This window comes from Coriobacteriia bacterium (assembly GCA_030652115.1).
Taxonomy (GTDB): domain Bacteria; phylum Actinomycetota; class Coriobacteriia; order Anaerosomatales; family Anaerosomataceae; genus UBA6100.
Map to the genome: position 1 here is coordinate 101,782 of JAUSBK010000008.1, position 14,862 is coordinate 116,643.

Below are 14,862 nucleotides of genomic sequence, written 5' to 3' on the forward strand. Positions count from 1 at the left end.
CTGCGGGCCCGGCCCGCAGCATGCCCTGTGCTATACTCCCGCCTTGTTCCGTTCCGGTGCGCCGCGCCCGTCGTGGCGTGAGGAGGATCCCAGTCAGATGGCCAAAGCGGACCTCGTCCTGCTGCACGCCCCCAGCGTCTACGACTTCCGAGAGACCTCGATCATGTACGGGCCGGTGTCGGATCTTGTCCCGTCGAGCCCGATCTTCGAGATGTACCCGCTCGGCTTCACCACCATCGGTGAGTACCTCGAGCGCCATGGGCTTCACGTCAAGGTCGTCAACCTCGCGCTTCTCATGCTCAACAAGCCGAAGTTCGACGTGGAGAAGGCCATCCGGGAGATGGACCCGTACGTCTTCGGCATCGACTTGCACTGGGCGCCGCACGCCCACGGGTCGATCGAGATCGCGCGGTTGTGCAAGAAGTACCATCCGGATACGCCCGTGGTCTTCGGCGGCCTCACGGCCACGTACTTCCACGAGGAGCTCATCGGCTACGACGCCGTGGACTACGTCTTGCGGGGGGACTCGACCGAAGAGCCGTTCACGCAACTCGTGTACGCCATCAAACGGGGCGGCAGCGTGGCCGACATCCCGAACCTCACCTACAAGGACGCGAGCGGTGCTGCGGTGGTCAACCCCTTCACCTGCGTGCCGCCCACCTTCGACCACGTGAAGCTCGACTACAGCTTCTCGATGCGCTCGGTCATCCGCGGGCGCGACATGTCGTCGTCGCTGCCGTTCAAAGACTGGCTCTCGTATCCGGTGACCGCGTCGCTCACCTGTCGCGGGTGCACGCGCAACTGCGTGACGTGCGGTGGTTCGGCGACGGCGTTCCGCGAGCACTTCGGCCGCGATCGTGTGGCATTCCGCGACCCCGAGCTGCTCGTGAAGGACATCTCACACATCGCCAAGCACATCCCGGGGCCGGTCTTCGTGCTCAACGACTTCCGGCAGGCCGGCGACGAGTACGTGAACGAGTTCATCACTGGCCTTCGGAAGGTCGACTTCAAGAACCCGATCGGCTTCGAATTCTTCACACCGCCTTCCGAGGACTTCTACGCGCTGCTGGACGAGAACCTGAACGACTTCTCGGTGGAGGTATCGGCCGAGAGCCATGACGACGGCGTGCGCGAGGTGTTCGGCAAGCCGTACGCGTGGGAGGACCTCTGCGACTCGATCGACAACGCCTTCAAGCACAACTGCCAGCGTTTCGACCTGTACTTCATGACGGGCATCCCCACGCAGACGGCCGAATCCGTGCTCGGCACGGCGCGTGCTGTGGAGGAGCTCTACGCGCGCATCGGGGACAACCCGAAGCTGCTGCCGTTCATCGGGCCGATGGCGCCATTCCTCGATCCGGGGTGCATGATCTTCGAGGACCCGGACCGCTTCGGCTACACGCTCCGCGCCCGCACGCTCGAAGAGCATCGCCAGAGGCTCACGCAGCCGTCCTGGAAGCACATCCTGAACTACATCCCCGACGCGATGACGCTCGATGAGATGGTGGACGCCACGTACGAAGCCGCGGTGGGGCTCAACAGGGTGAAGGCACGGGTCGGCTCCATCGATCCTGCCGTGGCGGCCGCGACCGAGCGCCGCATCCTCGAGGCCCAGATCGCCATGGCGCGCATCGACGACATCATGCGGCAAGACGAGCCGGTCCGCAGCCACCTACTGGACGAGTTCAAGCACGAGATCGACGTGCTCAACGAGAGTACCGTGTGCGAGAAGACGGAGCTCAAGTGGCCTTCGCAGGTGAACCTCGGCCATGTCTTCAACAACGCGAAGCTGTGGCTCAAGGTCAACCTGGAGCTGCTCTTCCCGCGGCTCAGGAAGTACGACACGCGGTTCACGGAAGGTGCGAAGTAGATGCGATCCAACCAGCAAGCTCCGGCCAACGGCCGTCCGACCACCGAGCGTGTGCAGTCGATCTTCACGTCGCTCGCCCCGGACTACGACCGCTTCAACCGGCTCTCGAGCCTCGGCGTGGACCGCTCCTGGCGGCGCAAGACCGTGAAGATGGCCCAGCTGCGACGCACGTCACAGGTGCTCGATATCGCGGCCGGGACCGGCGATCTCACCATGGCGCTCGCGCGTTACGGTCAGCCCGAGAGCGTTCTCTCGACTGACTTCGTTCCCGAGATGCTCGAGGTGGGCAAGGCGAAGGCAGCCGAGTACGAGGGGCCGACGTCGATCAGCTTCGCCGTCGTGGACGCTCAGGATCTGCCGTTCAACGACGACAGTTTCGACGTGGTGACGGTGGGGTTCGGCGTCCGGAACCTGCCGGACCGCTCGGCCAACTTCCGCGAGGTCTACCGGGTGCTGAAGCCGGGCGGCCGCTACGTGGTGCTCGAGATGAGCCGCCCGCCGTTCGCGCCGTTCCGGGCGCTCTATCACTTCTATCTCCACACGGTGATACCGACCCTCGGCGGCCTGCTTACGGGCAAGCGGGATTCCTTCGAATACCTGCGAGACTCGATCCTCGGATTCCCGGGACAGGTGGCGCTCGCCGGTGAGCTTCACAAGGCGGGCTTCGGTGAGGTCACGTGGCGCAACCTGACCCTCGGCATCGTTGCGGTGCACGTGGCGATCAAGTAGCGAGGCGGTCCTCCGGCGCCGGGTCTCCTGGAGCCGGTATCGGTGAGCGTGTAGGATGAGAGCCCGACACACGTCCCATTCGGGAGGTTGGTTCCAGCCATGTTGCTTCTGGCGCGCTACGTGCTCCCCGTGAGCGGTCCCCACATCGACGACGGTGCCGTGCTCGTGCAGGGCGGCGAGATCATCGCGCTCGGTAGCCGCGTCGAGATGCTGCGCGACCATCCCGATGAGGAGATCGTCGACTACGGGCTCGCGGCGCTGATGCCCGGCTTCGTAGACCTGCACACTCACATGGAGTACGCGATCTTTCGCGGCGTCGTGGACGACCTGCCGTACACCGAGTGGAAGATGGCGGTCCAGGGTCGCGAGCACCTGCTGAGCGATCAGGACTGGAAGGACTCGGCGGTGCTCGGCGCCATCGAGACGATCCGCTCGGGCATCACCACCGTTGCCGACATCACCGACACGGGCGCCAGCGTGCAGGCGACGCAGGACTCCGGACTGCGCGGCGTGCTCTATCGCGAGGTCTCCACGATGGACACCGCTTCGGTCGACCGCGTCATGGCCGAGGCGCTCGCCGACATCGAGGCCTGGACCGCGCAGACGGACAGCAGCCGGATCACCATCGGCCTCGCGCCGCACGGGCCGTACACCTGTCACCCGCGGCTGTTCCAGGCGCTCGTGGCCGAGGTGGAGAGCAACGACCGGCCGGTGACGATCCACCTGGCGGGCTCGAAGGACGAGTACGACTTCGTGAAGTACGGCTCCTCGCCGCTTGGACAGGACTTCCGGGCGCAGTCCGGCTGGTCCGACCAGGCGTGGATGCCGACCGGCGTGAGCCCGGTGCGCTATGTCTACCAGTGGGGCATCTTCGACCTGCCGAACGTGCTTGCGGTCCACTGCGTGCATGTGGATGCCGAGGACATCGATGTCCTCAAGCGCACCGACACCGCGGTGGCATACTGCGCGCGCTGCAACGCCAAACTCGGCATGGGCACGGCGCCGCTCGGGGACTTCCGCGCGGCAGGGCTTCGGGTCGGCATCGGCACGGACTCGCCGGCCTCCACGAGCACCATCGACTTCTTCGAGGAGATGCGCGTGGGTCTTCTCGTCCAGCGCGGGATGCTCGGCGAGCAAGGCTTCTTCTCGGCGAAGACGTTCGTGACTATGGCGACGCTCGGCGGCGCGCAGGCTCTCAAGATCGACCACCTGGTGGGCTCTCTGGAGCCGGGCAAGCGCGCCGACATCATCGCGGTCGACCTCTCGAAGAGCCACCAGGTGCCAACGCAGAACCCGTACGGTGCGCTCGTGCACACCTGCAACCAGGACAACGTGCTGATGACCATGGTCGAAGGGCGGATGCTGTTCGATCGCGGCACGTACCTCACGCTCGAGCGTGAGAGCATGAGCGAGCGTACCGAACAGCTGCGGATGAAGATGCGGAGCTGAGCCGCCGTGCATGAACACGGTCGGGTGATCACGGTGCATGACGGTGCCGTGGACGTGCGCATGGAGGTTGGCGCCGCATGCGGCGGATGTACGTCCTGCGCACGAGGCGCCAATGGCGAGATGATCATGCGGGACGTGGTCGACACGCTGGGAGTGACGGTCGGCGACACGGTCGACGTGGTGATCCCGGATTCTATCAAGAGTCGTGCCGCTGTGGCGATCTTCCTCGTTCCCGTGGTTTGCATGCTGCTCGGGTACTTGGCTGGCTACTTGCTTGGACGGTGGGCGGGAATCGCGCCCGATGTGAGCGGCCTCGTGTTTGCGCTGATCGGCGCGAATCTCGCGGTCGTCGGCGTGAGGGCGGCAGAGCGCAAGATCGCGTCGAGCACGGAGTTCACACCGAAAGTGGATGCTATAATCGCGCGAGGTCACGGCCGACCCTGACGTCGCCGTGGCCGTTCGGTCGACAAACGAGGAGGTAATCGCACGTGAGCGATCAGGACTTCTTCTTCGACGAGGAGGAAGAGGCGGTCAAGGACAGCACGTCCGCCTCATCCGCCAAGCCCTCGGCGAAGTCTAGCGCCAAGACGGCGCCCACCACACCCAAGAGCGCCCCGAAGGCCGCCCCGAAAGCGGCCCCGAAGGCCGGTGCCGCGTCTGGCACGCCAGCCTTCTTCGAGCAGAGCGTGAGCATGACCATCGCGGCGCTCATGACCGTGGTCGGACTGCTCGTTGGCGTGATCATCGGCTTCCTGGTGGCGCCGGACAGCGCCACCGTCTCGACCGGGGCGCCCGCCTCCTCAGCGACCACCGACTCGGGCTCCACAGCACCGCAGCTGAGCGAGGACGAGCTGTCGTCGGGCGCGCTGCCCGAGGGACATCCGGATATCAGCTCGATGGGCGCCAGCGAGACTGTGGAGACGCCGAGCGAGTAGGACAGGGCTCACAGGGCCCGACCGCCGTGTCGGTCGGGCCTCTTCTCGTCTAAGGGAGTGCAACGCATGGCGAACAAATCAGTGAAGAGTCCGATGGCTGTGGACAAGTCGAACACGCCCGCATGGATGCGGATCGTGATCATCATCGTGGCCATCTCGTTCGTGGGCGGCGGTATCGCAGTCGTCGCGGCAGGGATCAGCGGTGGGGGCAGTGCTCCGCAGGCCTCCCAGGAGACTACTGCCACGGCGGATACGATCACGCAGCAGTATCAGGGACGTGTGGACGCGGCGTTGGCGGCGACACAGTCCGACCCCTCTAACCCCGACATCGTCATCGAGGTCGGCCATGCCTACTTCGAGTGGGCGGTCGCGCTGTACGAGGGCGGTCAGATCTCGGCATCGATCCCGATCTGGAAGAGCTCCGTGAGTTACTACGACAAGGTGCTCGCGGTGGATCCCTCCAATGACATCGCGCTCGGCAACAAGGCGTTCGCGCTGTACTACGCGCAGGATGACGAACTGGCCCCTGCGGCCTTGCAGGCGTTCATCGACGGCGCAGCAGACAACGCGGCGCTCGCGGCTCAGGTCGAGAATGCGCAGGGGATGCTCGCCGAGTTCGAGACGACCACCGCGCCATAGCGAACATGCATCGTGTACCACGCGACGGCCGGCCCCCGCAGGGGGGTCGGCCGTCGGTCTTCCGGGGGTCCTAGAGGGCTACTGCGCGACGTCGGCCAGCATGGTGCGTGCTTCGTCGAGCGACGCTGCGCACGAGAAGAGACCGGAGAGCCGCGTGAGGTCGAGGATACTGTCGACGGACTCGTTGGTGACCAGGACGAGGCGGCCTCCGTGGGCGCCGTACTCTTTCGAAAGGGACAGCAGCAAGCCAAGGCCGGAACTGTCGAGGTAGTCGAGCGCACTCAGGTCCACGACTGTCGCAGGCGGCAGGTGCTTCAGCACCCGGTCGATCGTCAGTCGGAACGACGAGCATTCGCTGTAGTCGAGGTCACCCTCGAGTGCGAGCACCCAGTAGTCAGGGTTCTGGTCGAGTCGAATCGAGAGTGCCATACCATCTCCCCGTGTGGTCGGCTGCCGGCACTGTGTGTTTACCCTGCCCGCTGGGCATTCACACCGGCTGCCCCCGCGCTGGCATGGTGGAGTGGCTGCGGGTACAATCGTGAACGCATGCACCCTCGGCGAAAGCGGTAGTGAACATGGAGCTCGTAATCTCAACCGAGAACGCGGGAGCGAGTTGCACGATCGCACTCGACGGCGAGGTCGATGTCTACACGTCGCCCCGGTTGCGCCAGAAGCTCACCGACGTCATCGACGCAGGTTGCCTGAACATCGTGGTCGACCTGCAGAACCTCGGGTTCATCGACAGCTCGGGCCTTGGCGTGCTGGTGAGCGCCCTCCGGAAGGTCAAGGAGAACGGCGGGACGCTGCGGCTGGTATGCACCAAGGACAGCATCCTGAAGATCTTCCGCATCACGGGGCTCGACAAGGTCTTCCCGCTGTTCCCCACGGTCGAAGAGGCCCTGGAGTTCTAACCTTCGGACGTGGCGGCACTGCGGCGAGCCGAAAACGGAGCGCCGGGCCGGTCCTTCTTCAAGGAGCTGCGCTTTGTTCGGTATCGGTGGCTGGGAGTTCATGCTCATAGCTGTGTTGGCGCTGCTGCTCTTCGGCCCCGACAAGCTCCCGCAGTTCGCCCGCACGCTCGGGCGGCTCATGCGTGACATGAAGAAGTACCAGGCGATGATGGAGTCGACGATCCGCGGCGAGATCCTCGCGGCCGACCCGACTCTCAAGAAGGACCCGTTCGAGACCGGCAAGGACTTCGGCAAGAAGGTGGGAAGCGGCGGGTTCACGCGCCCGGAGCCGAATGCCGAGGCGGGGACCGAAGACGCTGACGGTGGCGAGCAGGCCGACGCAGGGCCCATCGTGAACGAGGACGGTGACCTGCTCGTGCCCGAGCCGGGCGATCTGATCGCGTCCGCCCCCACGGTTGCGAGCGACGCCGATGACGACGTCCCGCCGGCCGCCGATGCCCCGGACGAAGCTGGAGAGGGGGAGCGGGACGAGGCCTGACGGCCCCCGCGCGCACCATGCCCATCTCCCCCAAGCGGATGCCGATCATGTCGCACCTGACTGAGCTTCGTAAGCGGCTCACCGTGGTGGTCGCGGTTCTCGGCACCCTCACGCTCGTCGGCTACTTCTACTCCGATGAGATCTACCGCCTGCTGATCGGGCCGATGCTGCCGGTTCTCGGCGACAAAGGCGGCTACACGTTCGATCTGCTCGAGGCGATGTCGAACCGCTTCCGCCTCGGCATGTTTGGCGCGGTCATCGCGGGCAGTCCGATCCTCATCTACGAGGTGCTGGCCTTCTTCCTGCCGGCGCTTAAGCCGAAGGAGCGACGTTGGTTCGGGTGGACGGCGCTGGCCGCGGCGCTGCTCTTCCTCGCCGGTGTGGCGTTCTGCTACTTCTACATCCTCGAGCCGAGCACGCAGTGGCTCGTTGACCAGAGCGGCGAGACGTTCGACCTGCTGCTCCGCGCGCAGAGCGCCATGACCTTCGCGATGTGGTTCCTTGCCGGCTTCGGCATGGCCTTCGAGGTGCCGGTCATCGTCTTCTATCTCGTGTACTTCAACGTGGTCCCGTACGCCACGCTTCGCAAGAACTGGCGCACGGTGTGGGTCGTGATCGTGGTGGCCGCCTCGATGATCACGCCCGACTGGAACCCCTGGAGCATGGCCGCGCTCTCGGCGGCGATGGTGACGCTGTTCGAGGCAAGCATGCTGCTTGTGCGCATAGCGCTTGCGCGCAAGATCAAGGCCCAGCGTCGCGCCGAGCTGGGCGATCTGCCCGACGAGACCGAGTAGGCAAGGACGCACATGCACGAGTTGGGCATCGCCGAAGGGATACTCTCCTCGGCCCTGACCGGGGCCGAAGGGGCGGAAGCTAGCCGCATCAACGAGGTGAACATCACGGTCGGCGTGCTGACCGAGGTGATGGAAGACGCGCTGCAGTTCGCGTGGGAGGCTGTTCGCGTGGGCACGATGGCCGAGGATGCGGTGCTGAACGTGACGATGCTCGACGCCCGCTCACAGTGCGCCGACTGCGGGCACGAGTGGGTGCACGACCGCTACTCGGGCGCGCAGTGTCCGTCGTGCAGCGGCTACCTGATGCGTCTGCTCTCGGGCCGTGAGCTGAAGATCGACTCTATCGACATCGACTGAGGGGTACCCGAGTGAAGGTCGACATCGAACAGAGGATCCTCGCCGCGAACGACGAGCTTGCGGCGGGCAACCGCGCTCGTTTCGCCGACCACGGCGTCTTCGTGCTCGACCTCATGGCATCGCCGGGCGCGGGCAAGACATCCACGATCCTCGCCACCATCGCCGCGCTCAGGGACCGCTATGAGATCGCCGTCATCGAGGGTGATATCGCGAGCAAGGTGGACGCCGAGAAGGTGCGCGCCCACGGAATCCCCGCGGTACAGATCAACACGGGCGGTGCGTGCCACCTTGAGTCGGCGATGATCCGCCGCGCGGTCGACACGCTCGACTTGGACTCGCTCGACCTCATCATCATCGAGAACGTGGGCAATCTGGTGTGTCCGTCGGATTTCGATCTCGGTGAGAGCGCCAAGGTCATGATCCTGTCGGTGCCCGAGGGCCACGACAAGCCGTACAAGTACCCGAACATCTTCCAGGTCTCCGAAGCCGTGATCTTGAACAAGTGCGACACGATGCCGGTCTTCGACTTCGACGAAGCCGAGTTCCGAAGCGTAGTGGAGAGCCTCAACGGGGTTGCGCCGATCTTCGCGATCTCGGCCACCAAGGGCGATGGCGTCGACGCATGGGCCGAGTGGCTTGCGGCGCGCATCGAGGCGGCGAAGATGGAGGCATCGGCATGATGGAGCGCGAGGCCGCGCTTGCGCTCACGCGCGAGCGCATCCCGAATGCCAATCTCGTGAACCACTGCGTCGCCACCGAGGTGATCATGCAGGCGCTCGCGCGTCACTTCGGCCTTGCCGAGCCCGACGTGGAGCGTTGGGCGCTCGCCGGCCTGTTGCACGACCTGGACTATGCCGAGACGGCCGAGGACTTCGATCGGCACGGCGTGGTCACTGCCGAGCTGCTGGCCGACGAGCTCGATGCCGAGCAGCTGCACGCGATCCTCGCGCACGCGAACAAGGTGCCGCGTGAGTCGCTGATGGATCGTGCGCTGTACGCCGCCGACCCGACGACCGGCTTCATCGTAGCCGCCGCCCTCGTGCGCCCCGACAAGTCGCTCGCGAACGTCGAGCTGCGATCTTTGCTGAAGCGCTGGAAGGAGAAGGCCTTCGCGCGCGGCGCCAGCCGCGAACAGATGGCCGCCTGCGAGGAGCTCGACCTCACACGCGAGGAGTTCCTCGAGCTCGCGCTCTCGGCGATGCAGGCGAGAGCGGACGAGATCGGGCTGTAGGAGGCCCCCGCGGGTGTGGGGGGATCCGGCGCTCAGACAGTCCTCGAACGGGTCCCCGAGCGCGCTCGGCGCGCCACTGGCGCCCCTCGCACGCTCCTCCCGTTCTGCGGAACTCGCGGCGGACCCCCTCACCGGCGGGGGCCTCTGTTAAGCCGGATCCCCCTACGTCTGCCGTGCCCCCCGAGATTCAGTTCCGGGTGACCCGCGATTAACCCGGGGCTTGACGCGGCGTATATACTCGGCAGGAATTGCCCCGCGACGGTCGGAGACCGGCCCCATGCGCCTCATCATCTCAGAGAAGAACATCGCCGCCCGTCGCATCGCCGAGATTCTGGCGGTGGGCAAGCCGAAGGCGGACAAGGTCTACACGACACCCGTCTACTACTTCCGCCGGGACGGGGAGGACTGGGCGTCGATCGGCCTCAAGGGCCACATCATGGAAGTGGACTTCGCTCCGACACTCGATGCTTCCGCGGTCCGCGCACTGGCGCAGGCCGATCCGCGCATACTCGCCTACGGCGCCGATACGCTGCTCGACGCCGAACCGGAACTCGACCTGAAGCGCTGGCGTCTGGAGACGCTGCCGGTGCTCGCGCGCGTCGACGTGGAGAAGGTGCCCAAAGAGAAGGGCATCATCCAGTCGATCAAGAACCTCGCCAAGAAGGCCGACAAGGTCATCATCGCAACCGACTTCGATCGCGAGGGCGAGCTCATCGGCGCCGACGCGCGCGACGTCGTCCGCTCCGTCAACAAGACCGTCCCTGTCAGTCGCGTGCGCTTCTCGGCGATCACGAAAGACGAGATCGAGCGCGCCTTCGCCAACGAGGACGTGCTGTCCGAGGAGCTCGCGCAAGCCGGCGAGACGCGGCAGGAGATCGACCTCATCTGGGGTGCGGTCCTCACGCGTTACCTCACGCTCACGCTACAGAAGGTGACCCGCAAGCCCTTCGGCGATGTGCTCTCGTCCGGCCGGGTCCAGACGCCCACCCTGAAGCTCATCGTGGACCGCGAGAAGGAGCGGGACGCGTTCGTTCCCGAGGACTACTGGGTGGTCCGGGGCACCTTCGGCAAGAACGGCGACGAGTTCGGCGCCGGGCACGCCACCGAGCGCTTCACCACCGAAGACGCCGCGCGCGCCGCACTCGAGGCCGTCTCGGCTGCCACAGAGGCCACCATCACGGCAGTCAAGCGCACGAAGCGGCAGTCCAAGCCGCCTGCGCCGTTCAACACCACCGCCCTGATGGCCGCAGCCGCCTCCGAGGGGCTTTCGCCCTCTCAGACGATGCGGATCGCCGAGTCGCTGTACATGAGCGGTCTCATCTCGTATCCACGTGTGGACAACACCGTCTATCCGCCAAGCCTCGACATCAAGGGCATCGTGCGGACGCTCGCCGAGGTGCCGTTCTACTGGGAGCATGCGCACAAGCTCCTGCAGTCGCCTTTCCATCCGACACGTGGTGAGAAGGAAGCGACGGACCATCCGCCGATCCATCCCACGGGAGCCGCGGACCCCGACAAGCTCGACCCGCAGGCGTGGAAGCTCTACAACCTCGTCGCGCGCCGGTTCATGGCCACGCTGTCGGACCCTGCTGTGATCGAGGGCACGCGCGTCGATCTCGACGTGGCCGGCGAGCCCTTCGTCGCCAAGGGTGACGTCGTGCTCTCGCCGGGGTTCCGCGCCATCTACCCGTACGGCCTGCGCAAAGACGAGCACCTGCCGCAGCTGGCCGAGGGTGAGAGCGTGCGCTTCCTCGGCGCGGAGATGGAAGGTAAGCAGACGCAGCCGCCGGCCCGCTACTCGCAGGGACGCCTGATCCAGGAGATGGAGAAGCTTGGCCTCGGCACCAAGGCCACGCGGCACGACATCATCCAGACGCTCTACGATCGCAAGTACATCAGCAACGATCCGGTCGAGCCGACCTTCAAGGGCAAGACCGTCATCGAGGCGCTCTCCGCGTATGCGAGCGAGATCACCACGCCCGAGATGACCGTTTCGCTCGACCGCGAGATGGACGCCATCGCAGGCGGTCGTTCGACGCTCCCCGTCGTGGTGACGCACTCGAAGAACGCGCTTGCGACCGTGCTCGAGGAGCTCCTGCCTCGCGTGAGCGAGGTGGCCGACAAGCTCAAGGACGCCATCGACGAGGACGCCAAGGTGGGGAAGTGCCCGGTCTCCGGTCACGACCTGCTGATCAAGTACTCTCCCAAGAACCGCAACTACTTCGTAGGCTGCTCCGGCTACCCGGAGTGCACGGTTACCTATCCGCTGCCGAAGAACGCAAAGTACCAGTCGGCCGATGAACTGTGCCCCGTGTGCGGGACGCCGCAAGTCAAGATCATCCAGTTCAAGAAGCGGCCGCGTCTCATGTGTCTGAGCACCGAGTGCCCCACCAAGCGCGGCCCGGAGATCACGATCGCGAAGGGCGCCTGTCCCACGGGTGACGGCGGCGATCTCGTGGTGCACTACTCGCCGGTGGGCAGCCGCTACGTGCGCTGCACCAACTACGAGAACTGCAAGACCTCGTATCCGCTGCCGCAACAGGGCGATCTTGAGCCGACCGAGGAGACCTGCGAGTGTGGCACCCCGAAGGTGATCGTCCACACGAAGAAGGGCCCGTGGAAGATCTGCATCGACCCCGCATGTCCGCTCAAGGCTGCAAAGCCGGCTGCGGCGAAGAAGGCCGGTGGTGCCCGAAAGTCCGCTGCGAGGAAGAAACCCGGCGGCTCGGGTGCCACGGGCGCCGCGAAGAAGCCGCGCGGGGTGAAGTAGTCCGACTCGTCGTGAGCGGAGCGCCGGGTAGGGGCATCAACTGAATGCAACGTTCCCAACCCCCGGAGCCGTACGTGAAGATCGCCGTCGTGCAGCATGCCCTGCGACCGGCACCCGCCCAGGACCTCGAGGCGCTCGTGATCGCATCCGCACGCGCCGCCTCCGGGGGCGCCGAGGCGGTCTTTCTCCCCAACGTGACCGCAGTACACGACGGTCCGCTCGGAGACGATCTCTTCCGTCGCACCAGCGATGACGCCCCGGACACGATCGTGGTGGTGGCGCACCGCGACAGCGGGGCCGGGGAGCTGCCGGAGGCGACCGAGACGCTCGGTGCGGTCTGCGTGCTCGTGGGCGACGACGCGATCGACCCCGAGTTGCTTCGGGGCTGTGCCACGAGACGGCCCGGGATCGTTGTACTCGCGCCGGGTGCCGAATCCGACTTGCAGGCGCAGGCGGTGCTCGAGCTCGCGGTTGCTCTGAGCACCTCGCTCGCGTCAGTCGTGATCGTGGTCGAGGCCGACGGCGCCGAGCTCGGCGAGCCGGGTCACGGCGGTTCGGCGATCGTGCACCTCGGCGAAGTGCTTGCCGAGGCCGGGCCGGGAGACGATCTGCTGCTCGCTGACATCGCGGTGCCGCTCGGGCCACCCGAGGCTCCGGCGGCGTTCCCGGACATCCCGCCCGTGCTCCTGCAGCGCCTCGGCGCTCACCGCGGCCACAAGCTCGAAGTGAGCTATCCCGCCGACCTCGACTAGCGCGGGGCGCGCGCGGGTGGTGGTAGAATCCTCCCCGTACCTGGAGGCACGCTGCGAGCGCGCGGCCGCCACCGCAAGCGCTCCACGCACAGAGGGGGTCACGCTCGTATGTCACTGCCCAAGGTAACGGTCGTCGGTGCTGGACAGGTCGGCGCCACAACGGCACTGCTTCTCGCGCTCAAGGGTCTCGCGGACGTCGCGCTCGTTGATGTGGCCGAGGGCATCCCCCAGGGCAAGTCGCTGGACATGATGCACGCGCGTTCGGTCGAGCGTTTCGCCTCTACTGTGACGGGGACGAACGACTACGCCCCGACCGCCGGTTCGGACGTGGTCGTGGTGACTGCCGGTCTGCCGCGCAAGCCCGGCATGACCCGCGAGGACCTGCTCGCCGCCAACGGCGCGATCGTGCGCTCGGTCATCGCCGAGGTGCGCGTCTCGTCTCCCGATGCGGTGATCATCCTCGTCACCAACCCACTCGACGTCATGGCGCACCTGGCGTGGCGCGTGTCGGGCTTCCCGGCCGCCCGCGTGCTCGGCATGGGCGGCGTTCTCGACTCGGCGCGCTTCGCGTACTTCATCGCGGAGGCGACCGGTGCCTCGGTCGCCGACATCGAGGCGGTCGTGATCGGTGCCCACGGAGACACGATGGTGCCACTGCCGCGCTTCTCCACGGTGGGCGGCACGCCGCTTTCGGAACTCCTGCCCGCCGGGGAGGTAGCCGAGATCGTGCGCCGCACGGTCTTTGGTGGCGCCGAAGTCGTCGCCCTCCTGAAGTCCGGAAGCGCATTCTACGCGCCGGCAGCATCGGTGACCGCGATGGTCGCAGCCGTGCTCGGCGACACGGGTGCGGTCATGCCCTCGTGCGTTCTGCTCGAGGGCCAGTACGGTCTCTCGGGCCTGCACCTCAACGTCCCCGCATCACTCGGTCGCGCGGGCGTGCTCTCCGTGCCCGTATGGGACCTCGACGAGGCCGAGCTCGCTGCCCTGCGCACGTCCGCGGTCGGCGTGGCCGAAACGCTCGCGACCATAGACCTCGGAGCGTGACGTTGGCATCCGTCGCCCTCATCGCCCAGGCCGTGTACGGCGCGATCGCCGAGGCTGCCACCACGCTCCGGCCTGACGTGGCCGCGGCGATGGAGCGGGCGGCGGCCGACGAGCCGTCGGAGCGGGGGCGCGAGGTCCTCTCACAGCTGATCGAGAACGCTACGATCGCACGGGCCGACCGGGTGCCGCTGTGCCAGGACACCGGCACCGTCTGGGTGTGGGTGGAACTCGGCGTGGCCGAGTGCCTCGATGGTGACCTGGCTGCCGCGGTGGACGACGCCGTGGCACGCGCCTACCGCGACAACGCGCTGCGCATGAGCGTCGTGCGAGACGCCTTGGGAGATCGCACGAACACCGCCGACAACACACCCGCGTTCCTCGATATCACGCTTCGGCCGGGAACCGGCGCGACCGTGCACGTCATGCTCAAGGGCGGAGGCTCGGACAACGCGAGCGCGCTCGCCATGCTCGACCCAGCAGCAGGCGAGGAGGGGGTCGCGCGCTTCGTGCTCGATACCGTCTCGGCGAAGGCGACGGGTGCCTGTCCACCGCTGGTGGTGGGCGTGGGCGTGGGCGGGACTTTCGATACCGTGGGCAAGCTTGCCAAGAGGGCGCTGCTGCGTCCGCTCGGCACGCCGGCCTCCACCGAGGCGTCTGCGGCCCTGGAGGCACGGCTCCTTGCCGACATCAACGTGCTTGGCATCGGGCCCGCGGGCCTGGGCGGTGCCACGACGGCTCTCGGCGTGCGCGTACTGACCGCGCCCTGCCATATAGCCGCGCTCCCGGTCGCCGTGAACATCGGCTGTTCGGCGATGCGCTCGGCTACAGTGGAGGTCTCCTAGG

Annotated in this window: 17 protein-coding genes; 16 read left to right on the top strand and 1 reads right to left on the bottom strand. The window is 66.5% G+C overall.

What is annotated here, in order from left to right; translation table 11 throughout:
- Window positions 1-97: 97 nt before the first annotated feature.
- The 6 genes from Q7W51_06810 to Q7W51_06835 all read left to right on the top strand — a co-directional run bounded on the left by Q7W51_06810 (window position 98) and on the right by Q7W51_06835 (window position 5,622).
- Window positions 98-1,870: a TIGR04190 family B12-binding domain/radical SAM domain protein gene (locus Q7W51_06810; GenBank protein MDO8848079.1), complete on the top strand. Its 1,773-nt coding sequence runs from the start codon at window positions 98-100 to the stop codon at window positions 1,868-1,870.
- Window positions 1,871-2,599 carry a bifunctional demethylmenaquinone methyltransferase/2-methoxy-6-polyprenyl-1,4-benzoquinol methylase UbiE gene (ubiE, locus tag Q7W51_06815; protein MDO8848080.1) on the top strand — a complete coding sequence of 243 codons (729 nt, stop codon included), beginning with the start codon at window positions 1,871-1,873 and terminating at the stop codon, window positions 2,597-2,599.
- 99 nt (window positions 2,600-2,698) lie between these two features.
- Window positions 2,699-4,048, top strand: a complete 1,350-nt coding sequence (locus tag Q7W51_06820; GenBank protein MDO8848081.1) for an amidohydrolase family protein — start codon at window positions 2,699-2,701, stop codon at window positions 4,046-4,048.
- 6 nt (window positions 4,049-4,054) lie between these two features.
- The gene (locus Q7W51_06825; GenBank protein ID MDO8848082.1) at window positions 4,055-4,492 is read left to right on the top strand and encodes a SoxR reducing system RseC family protein; all 438 of its coding nucleotides are present in this window, start codon (window positions 4,055-4,057) and stop codon (window positions 4,490-4,492) included.
- Between the two features lie 44 nt (window positions 4,493-4,536).
- On the top strand, window positions 4,537-4,983 hold the full coding sequence (locus Q7W51_06830) for a hypothetical protein (protein MDO8848083.1): 447 nt from the start codon (window positions 4,537-4,539) through the stop codon (window positions 4,981-4,983).
- A 66-nt stretch (window positions 4,984-5,049) separates the two neighbouring features.
- Window positions 5,050-5,622, top strand: coding sequence for a hypothetical protein (locus Q7W51_06835; GenBank protein ID MDO8848084.1), 573 nt, complete (start codon window positions 5,050-5,052; stop codon window positions 5,620-5,622).
- A 78-nt stretch (window positions 5,623-5,700) separates the two neighbouring features.
- Here Q7W51_06835 and Q7W51_06840 read toward each other — a convergent pair whose 3' ends face one another.
- On the bottom strand, window positions 5,701-6,051 hold the full coding sequence (locus tag Q7W51_06840; protein MDO8848085.1) for an STAS domain-containing protein: 351 nt from the start codon (window positions 6,049-6,051) through the stop codon (window positions 5,701-5,703).
- A gap of 146 nt (window positions 6,052-6,197) precedes the next feature.
- On the opposite strand from Q7W51_06840, the gene Q7W51_06845 reads away from it, so the two are divergent.
- From Q7W51_06845 to Q7W51_06890, 10 genes are all read left to right on the top strand, one after another.
- Window positions 6,198-6,533, top strand: a complete 336-nt coding sequence (locus tag Q7W51_06845) for an STAS domain-containing protein (GenBank protein ID MDO8848086.1) — start codon at window positions 6,198-6,200, stop codon at window positions 6,531-6,533.
- Between the two features lie 73 nt (window positions 6,534-6,606).
- Window positions 6,607-7,071, top strand: a complete 465-nt coding sequence (locus Q7W51_06850) for a twin-arginine translocase TatA/TatE family subunit (GenBank protein ID MDO8848087.1) — start codon at window positions 6,607-6,609, stop codon at window positions 7,069-7,071.
- A gap of 47 nt (window positions 7,072-7,118) precedes the next feature.
- On the top strand, window positions 7,119-7,865 hold the full coding sequence (tatC, locus tag Q7W51_06855) for a twin-arginine translocase subunit TatC (GenBank protein MDO8848088.1): 747 nt from the start codon (window positions 7,119-7,121) through the stop codon (window positions 7,863-7,865).
- 12 nt (window positions 7,866-7,877) lie between these two features.
- The gene (locus tag Q7W51_06860) at window positions 7,878-8,222 is read left to right on the top strand and encodes a hydrogenase maturation nickel metallochaperone HypA (protein MDO8848089.1); all 345 of its coding nucleotides are present in this window, start codon (window positions 7,878-7,880) and stop codon (window positions 8,220-8,222) included.
- Window positions 8,223-8,233: 11 nt separating this feature from the next.
- Window positions 8,234-8,902, top strand: coding sequence for a hydrogenase nickel incorporation protein HypB (gene hypB, locus Q7W51_06865; GenBank protein ID MDO8848090.1), 669 nt, complete (start codon window positions 8,234-8,236; stop codon window positions 8,900-8,902).
- Window positions 8,899-9,453, top strand: a complete 555-nt coding sequence (locus Q7W51_06870; GenBank protein MDO8848091.1) for an HD domain-containing protein — start codon at window positions 8,899-8,901, stop codon at window positions 9,451-9,453. Before hypB ends, Q7W51_06870 begins: the two co-directional genes overlap by 4 nt.
- Window positions 9,454-9,730: 277 nt before the next feature.
- Entirely contained in the window at window positions 9,731-12,223 is a 2,493-nt protein-coding gene (locus Q7W51_06875) for a DNA topoisomerase I (GenBank protein ID MDO8848092.1), read from the top strand.
- Window positions 12,224-12,297: 74 nt separating this feature from the next.
- Window positions 12,298-12,975 (top strand): hypothetical protein, encoded by a 678-nt coding sequence (locus Q7W51_06880; GenBank protein ID MDO8848093.1) that lies wholly within the window; start codon window positions 12,298-12,300, stop codon window positions 12,973-12,975.
- A 108-nt stretch (window positions 12,976-13,083) separates the two neighbouring features.
- The gene (gene mdh / locus Q7W51_06885; GenBank protein MDO8848094.1) at window positions 13,084-14,019 is read left to right on the top strand and encodes a malate dehydrogenase; all 936 of its coding nucleotides are present in this window, start codon (window positions 13,084-13,086) and stop codon (window positions 14,017-14,019) included.
- Between the two features lie 2 nt (window positions 14,020-14,021).
- Window positions 14,022-14,861 (top strand): fumarate hydratase, encoded by an 840-nt coding sequence (locus Q7W51_06890; protein MDO8848095.1) that lies wholly within the window; start codon window positions 14,022-14,024, stop codon window positions 14,859-14,861.
- Window position 14,862: the final 1 nt, after the last annotated feature.

Coding starts and splice junctions, on each gene's coding strand:
- ubiE (MDO8848080.1), top strand. CDS start 1,871: ATGCGATCCAACCAGCAAGCTCCGGCCAACGGCCGTCCGACCACCGAG.
- Q7W51_06860 (MDO8848089.1), top strand. CDS start 7,878: ATGCACGAGTTGGGCATCGCCGAAGGGATACTCTCCTCGGCCCTGACC.
- Q7W51_06810 (MDO8848079.1), top strand. CDS start 98: ATGGCCAAAGCGGACCTCGTCCTGCTGCACGCCCCCAGCGTCTACGAC.
- Q7W51_06845 (MDO8848086.1), top strand. CDS start 6,198: ATGGAGCTCGTAATCTCAACCGAGAACGCGGGAGCGAGTTGCACGATC.
- Q7W51_06820 (MDO8848081.1), top strand. CDS start 2,699: ATGTTGCTTCTGGCGCGCTACGTGCTCCCCGTGAGCGGTCCCCACATC.
- mdh (MDO8848094.1), top strand. CDS start 13,084: ATGTCACTGCCCAAGGTAACGGTCGTCGGTGCTGGACAGGTCGGCGCC.
- Q7W51_06875 (MDO8848092.1), top strand. CDS start 9,731: ATGCGCCTCATCATCTCAGAGAAGAACATCGCCGCCCGTCGCATCGCC.
- Q7W51_06835 (MDO8848084.1), top strand. CDS start 5,050: ATGGCGAACAAATCAGTGAAGAGTCCGATGGCTGTGGACAAGTCGAAC.
- Q7W51_06840 (MDO8848085.1), bottom strand. CDS start 6,051: ATGGCACTCTCGATTCGACTCGACCAGAACCCTGACTACTGGGTGCTC.
- tatC (MDO8848088.1), top strand. CDS start 7,119: ATGTCGCACCTGACTGAGCTTCGTAAGCGGCTCACCGTGGTGGTCGCG.
- Q7W51_06870 (MDO8848091.1), top strand. CDS start 8,899: ATGATGGAGCGCGAGGCCGCGCTTGCGCTCACGCGCGAGCGCATCCCG.